General features: G+C 34.7%; 8 protein-coding genes. 1 reads left to right on the top strand and 7 read right to left on the bottom strand.

The annotated features are described in order from the left end of the window. The first annotated feature begins 78 nt into the window (after positions 1–78). Positions 79–2,709 (top strand): TonB-dependent receptor domain-containing protein, encoded by a 2,631-nt coding sequence (locus tag ABY285_RS11180; protein ID WP_372770074.1) that lies wholly within the window; start codon positions 79–81, stop codon positions 2,707–2,709. Positions 2,710–2,758: 49 nt separating this feature from the next. Here ABY285_RS11180 and ABY285_RS11175 read toward each other — a convergent pair whose 3' ends face one another. The 7 genes from ABY285_RS11175 to ABY285_RS11145 form a co-directional block, all read right to left on the bottom strand. Next, a complete protein-coding gene (locus ABY285_RS11175; RefSeq protein WP_372770072.1) occupies positions 2,759–3,511 on the bottom strand; it encodes a UDP-2,3-diacylglucosamine diphosphatase in 753 nt (250 codons plus the stop codon). A gap of 48 nt (positions 3,512–3,559) precedes the next feature. Beyond that, positions 3,560–5,185, bottom strand: coding sequence for a S41 family peptidase (locus ABY285_RS11170; protein WP_372770070.1), 1,626 nt, complete (start codon positions 5,183–5,185; stop codon positions 3,560–3,562). Between the two features lie 2 nt (positions 5,186–5,187). Continuing rightward, positions 5,188–5,607 (bottom strand): cytidine/deoxycytidylate deaminase family protein, encoded by a 420-nt coding sequence (locus tag ABY285_RS11165; RefSeq protein ID WP_372770068.1) that lies wholly within the window; start codon positions 5,605–5,607, stop codon positions 5,188–5,190. A 56-nt stretch (positions 5,608–5,663) separates the two neighbouring features. Next, positions 5,664–6,248, bottom strand: a complete 585-nt coding sequence (locus ABY285_RS11160; RefSeq protein WP_372770066.1) for a HupE/UreJ family protein — start codon at positions 6,246–6,248, stop codon at positions 5,664–5,666. A gap of 50 nt (positions 6,249–6,298) precedes the next feature. After that, positions 6,299–7,837 (bottom strand): aminotransferase class V-fold PLP-dependent enzyme, encoded by a 1,539-nt coding sequence (locus ABY285_RS11155; RefSeq protein WP_372770064.1) that lies wholly within the window; start codon positions 7,835–7,837, stop codon positions 6,299–6,301. 92 nt (positions 7,838–7,929) lie between these two features. Continuing rightward, complete coding sequence (locus ABY285_RS11150) at positions 7,930–8,943, bottom strand: TlpA family protein disulfide reductase (RefSeq protein WP_372770062.1); 1,014 nt, start codon at positions 8,941–8,943, stop codon at positions 7,930–7,932. A gap of 17 nt (positions 8,944–8,960) precedes the next feature. Continuing rightward, the coding region (locus tag ABY285_RS11145) for a protein-disulfide reductase DsbD family protein (RefSeq protein WP_372770060.1) at positions 8,961–10,564 on the bottom strand (1,604 nt) is incomplete at its 5' end.

Genomic DNA, 10,564 nt, shown 5'->3' with positions numbered 1-10,564 from the left:
TTTAACAACTTCTTAACAATCATTTGTGTAATCTGATTTTTTGTTTCATATTTGGAGCAGACTATAAAAAATAAATACATGGAAAAATCACTCAAACATTTAAAAATTGTTTTATTCTTCTTATTTATACCTTTTATAACGTGGGCTCAAACCACCGTTTCTGGTAAAATAAAAGATGTTAAAGGGAATGGTATCCCATTTGCTACCATTATAGAAGAAGGAACGTCAAGCGGAACAACTACGGACGAAAGTGGAAATTTTCAATTTAATGTTTCAAAATTACCCACCACATTAGTTGCTTCCTTTGTTGGATTTGAATCAAAAAAACAACAGATAACCTCAGCAACCGGAATCTCTATCACTTTAAATGAAGAAAGTGTTGGTTTAGAGGAGATTATTGTAACCGGTAACAGGGCTAAACCACGTACTGTTTTAGATTCTCCGGTACCAATTGACAATATTGGCGTTCAGGAATTAAAATCGAGCGGACAAACAAGTATTGACCAAATGTTGACCTATAAAGTTCCTTCATACAATGCTTCCAGTCAAACTATTTCTGATGCTACTGCTCATTTTGACCCGGCCGATTTAAGAGGTTTAGGTCCAAGCAGAACGTTGGTGTTGATAAACGGCAAAAGAAAAAATCAGAGCGCTTTAGTTTATATCAATGACACTCCCGGAAAAGGAGAAGTAGGTACAGATATGAAAAGTATTCCTACTGCGGCAATTGAAAGAATTGAGGTGTTAAGAGATGGTGCTTCTGCACAATATGGTTCAGACGCTATTGCAGGTGTAATCAATATTGTTTTAAAGAAAAACATAGAATACACAAACATAAATGTTAACTCAGGAATTACAACTGAAGGCGATGGTTTTAATATTGGGGCTGATGTAAATTCAACTTTAAATATTGGTGAAAACGGATACGCAAACTTCACTTTATCCTATTACCAACAAGAACTTACAAATAGAGCCGGAAAACCTGGTAAAGATGAATTATTTGGAGTTGACGGTACAAACCCTTGGATTCAACAAAATCCTGATTTAGGAATGACTGTTGGACAACCTGAAATGAAATCAGGAGAATTTTTTTATAACTTGGCACTCCCTTTTAAAAATAATTCAGGAGAATTTTACTCTTTTGGAGGTATGACTGCTAGAAAAGGAACAAGTTTTGCATTATACAGAACTCCATACTGGGTTCCGGATCCTTTTAATTTATTACACGACGCAGGAACCGAATATCAAGGATTTCAACCAACTTTTGAAACTGATATTAAAGACTTCATGAATAGTATTGGGGTTAAATTTGATTTTTTAGGATTTAACGCTGATTTAAGTGGAACATTTGGTTCAAACTCAGTGGATTACACCATTGGAAACACTTTAAATCGTGATTTAGGTGTTGCAAGTCCAACCAGTTTTAAAGGAGGCGCTTATTCTTTTAGCAATTTAATTGGGAATTTTGATTTAAGCAGAAACTTTGGCCAATTGAGTTTAGCCATTGGAGCAGAAGCCAGAAAGGAATATTTTAAAGCAGAGGCTGGTGAACCAGATTCCTATTTTGGTGGAGGAGCGCAGTCGTTTCCTGGTGTTCAGCCGACAAATGAGGTAGATGCAGACAGGACAAATTATGGTGTTTATGCAAACCTTGACTGGGATGCTACTAAAGATTTTTTAATTGGTGGCGCTATACGATACGAGGATTTTTCTGATTTTGGAAGCAATTCTTCATGGAAAGTGAATGCAAGATATAAATTAGGAAATAAAGGTGCAATCCGTACTTCTTACGGAACTGGTTTTAGAGCACCGGCATTACATCAAATTTACTTAAGTAACATTCAAACATTGGTTTCTGGTGGTACTATTTCAAATCAAGGTACTTTTAACAATGTTGATCCTGTAATACGCGAAGGTTTGGGCGTGCCTCAACTTCATGCTGAGGATTCTAAAAACTTTTCTGCCGGATTTACTTTTAAGCCAGCCACTAACTTCTCAATTTCAATAGACTATTACAATATTAAAATAGATGATCGTGTATTGTTTACAGGTGAAGTAGGATTTGATGGTGATGACACCACCACAAATGCGGTAGAACAAGTATTAATTGACAATAGTATTACAAGTCTAAAATTCTTCGTGAATGCTGTAGATACAGAAACAAACGGTCTCGATTTTGTTGCAAACTACAGAAATATTTTGGTAGGTGAAGGGAAATTAGCGGTTAATTTAGCTGCAAACTTTAATAATACAAAAATTCTTAATCTTAATGCTCAGGGAGGAATTGATGCTCCTTCAGCTACTCTTCAAGGATATGATATCTTTAACAGAAAAGAACAATCAAGAATTATATCTGCAAGACCAAAAAGCAAAATATTATTTGGATTGGATTACAACATCAACAAATTTTCCGCATCGCTTAATAACACGTATTTTGGTGAAGTTACTTGGCAACATGGAAGTGACGCTTCTAAAGATCAAACATTTGCAGGTAAAGTTGTTACTGACATGAATTTCGCGTATGATTTTTCTGAAAAAGTATCCCTAAGTTTATCTATAAACAATCTATTGAATGTTTATCCTGATGTAATTGATACACATGGTGACGTTGTTACAGATTTAGGTGGTCGATTTAAATATGCCTGGGAAGTAAATCAATTTGGATTTAACGGAACTATTTTAAAAGCAGGTTTAAGTTACAAATTCTAAACTAAAACATTTATATACACTAAAAAGGAGGCTAAATTAGCCTCCTTTTTTATTCCTTATATTTTTTTAATATAAATTCCTTTCCATCAAATTCCCCATAGGTAAAATGGACAATCCAATCGCCTGTATTGATATATTTTGAGGTTTCTGAAATGGCTATTTCCAAAGGCAAATGTCGATGCCCAAACACAAAATAATCGCGATGTTTTTCAGTTAATTTCATTTTGGAATATTGCACCAGCCACTCATTGTCTTCCCCTAAAAACTTCACATCTTCCTCTCCAGAAATTAATTTGTTTTTTACTGATAAATAGTGCGCAATTTTAATTCCGATATCCGGATGCAGCCATCTGAAGAACCATTTTGATACCGGATTGGTAAACACTTTTTTCATGCGTTTATAACCTTTGTCTTCCGGTCCTAAACCATCGCCGTGACCTATAAAAAATGATTTGTTATTAAGTATGAATTCTTTTGGTTCGTGGTATACGGGAATAATAAGTTCTTTTTCAAAATAATCATCCATCCATAAATCGTGGTTTCCAACAAAGAAATGAATTTGTATTCCACGATCTCTTAATTCGGCAAGTTTTCCCAAAACACGAACAAAACCTTTCGGGACGGCTTCCTTATATTCAAACCAAAAATCGAACAAATCGCCTAACAGAAAAAGAACTTCAGCATCCTTTTTTATGAAATCCAGCCAATTTACAAACTTTTGTTCCCGAATTTTACTTTCTTCAACAGTGGGTGCGCCAAAATGCTGATCGGAAGCAAAATATATTTTTTTATTGGTTGTCAAAATTTACACGATTAAATGCCTAAAGATATCTTTTATTTGTTAAAAGTGCTATTTCCTACTGTCTAATTCAATCACTTTTAAAATCATATTGTCTTCTTTCTGGGTAATCATAAAATAGCCGGTTTCATCAAATAAATTTCTAGCCATGATTGCTTTAAAATATCTTTTTAAATCTTCCCTGCCTTCTGGCGGAATTGGTGCAGTTAAATCCAATTCCCCAACATATTGGTTAAAGATATTGTCATTTTTATCAAAATTTTCAACAAAATCATACAATTCCCATTTGTTCATTTCTTCTCGATGATTGTCTATATATTTAAATATAAAAGGACTTAAGTTGTTGTACCAAAGCCCATTAAAAGTACCCATTGTGTCTATCGAGACAAAAACATCAGGGATTATTCCTCCACCGCCATATACAATTTTTCCTTTAGGCGTAGTGTATCTCAAGGAGTCATTTACTTTAATGCTGTCTCTTGAAATAAGCTCCCCATTATGAATTCTTTCTAAATAATCATTGTTATAAATTTTATTGTCTGAATGGTTGTAAGGTTTTTGAATTGACCTCCCGGTTGGCGTATAATACCTTGCTATGGTAAGCCTTACGGCTGATCCATCACCCAAGGCCATTTCCTGTTGCACCAATCCTTTTCCAAACGAACGACGGCCAACAATAGTTCCTTTATCATTATCTTGAAGTGCACCGGCAACTATTTCACTTGCCGACGCAGAATTTTGGTCAATTAACACAAATAATTTTCCATGTTCAAAATCACCTTTGTTAGTTGCGAATGATCTGTCAATTGCGCCATTTTTACTTTTGGTAAAAACGATTAGTTTTCCATCCTCCAAAAACTCATCAACAATTTGATTGGCAATATCCATAAATCCTCCAGGATTTCCACGTAAATCTAACACCAATGAAGTCATTCCTTTTGCAATTAATTCATCTAAATCGTGCTTAAATTCATCATAAGTAGTTCGCGCAAATCGGTCAACCTTAATATACCCCAAGGTATTGTTAATCATATAATGTGCTGATGCGCTTGTTATTGAGACTTCACCTCTGGTGATTGGAAAATTTAATATTTTGTTTGTTGAACGCCTGTATACAACAACATTTACATTTGTTTCCACTTCACCTTTAAGTGCTTTCATAACGGCATCACTAACCTTTCTGTTGCCTTCCAGTGTTCCGCGCTCACTTAAAACAACACCTGCTTTTTTAATAATGCTTTTGCCAAACAGGGTGTCGTTATTTGCGATGATAATTCTATCCCCGGCTTTAATCCCGGCTTTTTCACTTGGCCCTCCTTTAATAACGCCGCTTACGGCTACAGAATCATCATGCATAAGAAATGATACACCAATGCCCGCAAATTTCCCCTGCATACTTTCGGTAACCCGCTGCAATTCCTCTTTTGGAATATAAACTGAATGCGGATCTAACTTTGCCAGCATTGTTGTTATGGCATCATCAAGTAAACTATCGGTATTTACCTTATCTACATAGTCATACTGTATAAAGTTAATCAGCCGTTTTATTTTTGCTTCATTCGTATTGGAACTAAATAAACTCGATTTATTTTTAAAGTTAAATATGCTGCCAATAAATATCCCTGCAGCTACAGCTATTCCGAAAAATAAAGGTAAATAAGCATTTCTTTTATTCATTATTAATTTTTAAGATGGGTAAGTTCAACGCCTGCTTTTTCTAAAAACTCCAAGCCCGTTTCATCTTTATAAGCATTGGCATAAACCACTCTTTTTATTCCCGATTGATGTATTAATTTACTGCATTCTTTGCAAGGCGACATGGTAATATATAACGTAGAATCTTTACAAGATTGTGTAGAACTTGCCACTTTTAATATGGCATTTGCTTCTGCATGCAACACATACCATTTTGTATTTCCTTCTTTATCTTCGCAAGGATTTTCAAAACCAGTTGGCGTGCCGTTAAAACCGTCGGAAATGATCATTCGGTCTTTAACAATGATTGCGCCTACTTGTTTTCTTTCACAATACGATAGTTTCGCCCACTCAAATGCCATTCGCATATAAGCTTGGTCATATTTTAATTGTTTCTTATTCATACATTTTTCAGAGGTTTCAAAAGTACTAAGATTCTAATAAACTCAACGTTAATTTTTTACCAAAATATGGCCGCTTTTAGCATTGGCAATACCAAACCGATGACTATAGATGAAATGATAAGAATCCAGTCGCGTTTTGGAAAACGGAAAACGGTTTGAAAAATGAGCCCTATAATAAGAATTGCAATGACAACAATTAGTTGTGCAATTTCAATTCCAAGCGCAAATTCGAGCAAAGGAATTAATTTTTGGCTTGAACCGCCTATCAATATTTTAAAATATCCCGAAAACCCGAGTCCGTGAATTAACCCAAAAAACAGTGCGAAAAATAAATTTGTGTTTGTTTTTGCCAGTTTTGTGGCATTTTTTGCAAAAAATACATTTACCAAAGCCGTAATTAGAATGGTACAAGGAATTAGAAATTCAATCCACATATGGCTTATTGACACTATATTATAGGCCGACAAAATAAGGGAAAGCGTATGGCCAATGGTGAACAATGTAATAAGCCACAAGATTTTATTCCAATTTTTAAAATCATACACAACTGTTAAAACTATTAAAAAGAGGACGTGATCATACGCATTCCAATCCAATACATGAAAAATTCCCTCTTTAAGAAAGAACATAAAATTATCCATTAATTTATCTGTTTTATAAATTCAAATATAGAAAAATTGTTGCCCAATAATTACTGCTTGAACCAATTATTTACCAAATCCTTTTCTAATAATTTGGCTGTTTTATGAGTAAACTCGTTTTTTACTGCGTCATATACATAATCTTCACCCCATTCCTTAAAATTTTCGGCGACATGTTTTATGCTTTCACAAACATAAAGTATTTCATCATCGGTTATTGTTGGGTGAATTGACATTCGAACCCACCCCGGCCTTTCAATTAAACATCCTTCACTGATTTTTTCTTCAATATTTTTTGAAGTTTGCTGATCTACATGCAACAAAAAATGGCCATACGTTCCGGCACATGAACAACCCCCTCGGGTTTGGATGCCAAATCGGTCATTCAACAATTTAACAACTAAATTAAAGTGCGCATTTTCAATAAAAAATGAAAAAATACCCAACCGGTCTTCATGTTGCCTGGCTAATATTATTAAATTCGGAATTTTTGTTAATTTCTCAAATACCAATTGAATTATTTCATGCTCGCGGGCCAACATTTTTTTTATGCCCATTTTTTCTTTCAGCTGAATGGCAAGCGCTATTTTTATTGTTTGTAAAAAACCCGGTGTGCCGCCATCTTCGCGGGTTTCAATGTCATCAATATAATCGTGGTTTCCCCAAGGGTTTGTGTAATTTACAGTTCCGCCACCAGGATTATCGGGAACCATATTTTTGTACAATTTTTTGTTGAAAATTAACACGCCTGAAGATCCCGGGCCTCCTAAAAATTTGTGCGGAGAAAAGAAAATGGCATCTAAATATGCTTCTTCATCTTTAGGGTGCATGTTTATTTCAACATAAGGCGCAGAGCACGCAAAATCCACAAAACACAATCCTCCATAGTTGTGAATCATTTTCGCAATTTTATGATAATCAGTTCTAATGCCGGTTACGTTGGAGCAGGCTGTTACTGAAGCAATTTTTATTGGCCTGTCCTTATACTGAATTAACAATTTTTCAAAACTATCAAAACACAATAAACCCGATTCCTGGCAAGGAATAATTTCAACATTGGCAATGGTTTCCAGCCATGAAGTTTGGTTGGAATGATGTTCCATATGCGTTATAAAAACAATGGGTTTTAAATCTTCGGGAATTGTGGTGTATTTTTTAATATTTTCTGAAATTCTCAACCCCAAAATACGTTGAAACTTATTAACAACCCCTGTCATTCCCGTACCGGAAGTGATTAAAACATCCTCTTTTGAGGCATTTACATGGATTTTAATTATAGATCGCGCTTTGTGATAAGCGATGGTCATTGCGGAACCTGTAATGGAAGTTTCGGTGTGCGTGTTGGCTACAAAAGGCCCAAACTCATTAAGCAATTTTTCTTCTATAGGGCGATACAATCTTCCGCTGGCAGTCCAATCGGTATAAATAATTTTCTGTTCTCCATATGGAGACTCAAACGTTTGGTTGATTCCCACAATATGCTTCCTGAATTGTTGAAAATAAATTTCCAATTCAGAAGGCAAGCTATTAGAAACCTCTAAATGCTGTCTAGATTTTTCTTTTGAAAAAAGATTCGACAAAAAACTCATTTTTAATTAATTAGGTTTAATATTTTTTAATAGAGTCAAGCGAATTTATAAAAACCAGCGTGAATCAAGAACAATAAAAATCAATTTTCATCTTATATTTTCAATTCATCGAATAATACTTTTAGATCAATTGAAGAAGGTCTTGGCGCATCTGCCGAAACTATGTTTCCTTGCGGGTCAATTAAAATAAAACGTGGAATGCCATTTATTTTGTACGCTTGCACAAATTCTGATTTCCAATCATTATCTGCAAATAATTGTATTCCACTTAATTCTTTTTCTTCAACCATTTGTTTCCATGCCTCATGAGCTTTAGCTTTATCTACTGAAATGCTGACAAATTCAATGTTCTTGCCATGATATGCTTTTTCTACTTCCTTTAAAAATGGTATTTCAGCTTTGCAAGGTCCACACCAAGTAGCCCAGACATCTATGTAAACATATTTTCCTTTTAGATCTTCTAAAGAAGTTGTTCCTCCTTTAAAATTTTCATAAGCAGCAAATTTTGGAGAAATCTTACCTTTTACCAAAACAGTATTCAAATATTGTTTATCTTCATAACTTCCTGAAATATACTTTATCAATCCATCAATTTGCTTAGTTTGTTGTGAAACAAAAGAGGTGTCTAAATTTTTAGTTTCTTTCAATAATTTTTTAAAACTAGAATTAACTTCTTCCATTTTTGTGTCAAACTCAGATTTTTCTAAATTATACATTTCAGCATCATCAAATACAGTTTCTTGCAAAAGAGCTGTTGCCGCTAAATAGTTACTTGCTTCAGCTCCTGTTCCTGTATAACTAACAGTTTCATCAAATTCTTTTGTATCGATGGTCATGTTTAAATCAAAACCATTTTTTAAATAAATAGAAGTCGATTCTGAGCCATCAAATAAATTATAGTTTCCTGCTTCAACCTTTAATGTATCTGAAAATGAACCATCAGGGCTAACATTTATCTTTTTACTATAAGTTTGTGAACGAACAATTAGGGAATCGGAATTTTGGTTGGTAATTGTCCCGGATAAAGTCACATAATCTTTTGGTGCTTCCTCTTTACAAGATAAAACAACCAAAGCAATACTTAATGCATAAATTAATTTTTTCATTTGATTATTAGATTTTTTTAATTTTTAAAATTTGTTATTCCCTTTTTTAGCCAATTGTAATATTCTTCCACATCTGGGGTATAGGCAATTGGTTCTGTTAAATTTTCTTCTTGATGATTCATTAAAACATAAAATGGCTGCGCATTGGCTCCGAATTTTATGATTTCGAATTCGCTCCATTTTTGTCCGATATATTTTAATTTTTTTCCTGGACGTAATTTTGATTCAATTTCTTCACCATCTGGAAGCGGTCGTTTATCATCCACATACAATGAAATTAAAACTACTTCATTTTTTAGCACCTGCAAAACCTTCTCTTGAGCCCAAACCTGCTGTTCCATTTTTCGACAATTTACGCAGGCATACCCCGTAAAATCTAACATAACTGGCTTGTTCACCTTTTTGGCATAAGCCAATCCTTTTTCATAATCATTAAATGCCAAAATATTATGCGGCGCCATTAAATGTGCACCATCCGGAATTTCAAAATTTTCTCCTGATGACATTCCGCTATTCATTTTTGAAAATCCGACTCCATAAGGCGATTCACTATAATATTGCGCTGGAGGAAAAGCACTTATTAAATTTAATGGCGCTCCCCACAAACCAGGAATCATATAAATGGCAAAAGCCAATGAAATAATTCCCAAACTGAGTCTTCCCACTGAAATATGCGTTAGTGGAGAATCGTGCGGCAATTGTATTTTTCCAAAGAGATAAAATGCCAATACCAAAAATATGGTAATCCAAATCGATAGGAAAACCTCTCTTTCCAGCCAGTGCAGTTGCAATACCAAATCGGCATTCGACAGAAACTTAAATGCCAGCGCCAATTCCAAAAATCCTAAAACCACTTTCACAGTATTTAACCAACCACCCGATTTTGGCAATGAATTTAACCAACCAGGAAAAGCTGCAAACAAGGCGAATGGGATTGCCAACGCCAAGGAGAATCCTAACATCCCTACAATTGGACCTATCTGATTTCCTCCTGCGGCAGCTTCAACCAATAAAGTTCCAACAATGGGTCCTGTGCAGGAAAATGAAACAATTGCCAAGGCCAAGGCCATAAAAAAGATACCAATGATTCCGCCTCTATCTGCTTGCGCATCTACTTTTGTCCCCCATGAGCTTGGCAAAACAATTTCAAAGGCGCCTAAAAAAGAAATTGCAAAAACCACCAATAACAAGAAGAAAATTACGTTAAACCACACATTTGTGGACAATGCGTTTAAAGCATCGGCACCAAAAACAGCGCTTACCAACAATCCCAAAAACACATAAATAATAACAATTGAAACACCATAAATAACAGCATTTCTTATTCCTTCAGCCTTGCTTTTACTTTGTTTTGTAAAAAAACTAACGGTCATAGGAATCATAGGAAATACACAAGGTGTTAAAAGGGCTGCAAATCCGGAAAAGAACGCAATAATAAAAATGGTTAACAAACTTTTATTTGATGTCTTATTGTTGTTTTTAGCCGCTTTTACGGCGACAACTTCTTTGTTTTTAGCATCTTCTGTTACTGATGAAACTTCGCTTTCTTCAACATCTGTTACTGAAGAAGCTTCATTTTCTTTATCCTTATTTATAGTTGCCGCATTTACTTTATTTCCGG

The organism is Lutibacter sp. (assembly GCF_041555395.1).
In the GTDB taxonomy this organism is placed as follows: domain Bacteria; phylum Bacteroidota; class Bacteroidia; order Flavobacteriales; family Flavobacteriaceae; genus Lutibacter.
Note: the sequence above shows the minus strand (reverse complement) of the source record. Positions and strands in the feature narration are given on the sequence as shown.

What these genes read in the sequence shown, in the direction of transcription:
- ABY285_RS11160 (WP_372770066.1), bottom strand. Translation starts at nt 6,248, where the DNA reads ATGGATAATTTTATGTTCTTTCTTAAAGAGGGAATTTTTCATGTATTG.
- ABY285_RS11155 (WP_372770064.1), bottom strand. Translation starts at nt 7,837, where the DNA reads ATGAGTTTTTTGTCGAATCTTTTTTCAAAAGAAAAATCTAGACAGCAT.
- ABY285_RS11165 (WP_372770068.1), bottom strand. Translation starts at nt 5,607, where the DNA reads ATGAATAAGAAACAATTAAAATATGACCAAGCTTATATGCGAATGGCA.
- ABY285_RS11170 (WP_372770070.1), bottom strand. Translation starts at nt 5,185, where the DNA reads ATGAATAAAAGAAATGCTTATTTACCTTTATTTTTCGGAATAGCTGTA.
- ABY285_RS11180 (WP_372770074.1), top strand. Translation starts at nt 79, where the DNA reads ATGGAAAAATCACTCAAACATTTAAAAATTGTTTTATTCTTCTTATTT.
- ABY285_RS11150 (WP_372770062.1), bottom strand. Translation starts at nt 8,943, where the DNA reads ATGAAAAAATTAATTTATGCATTAAGTATTGCTTTGGTTGTTTTATCT.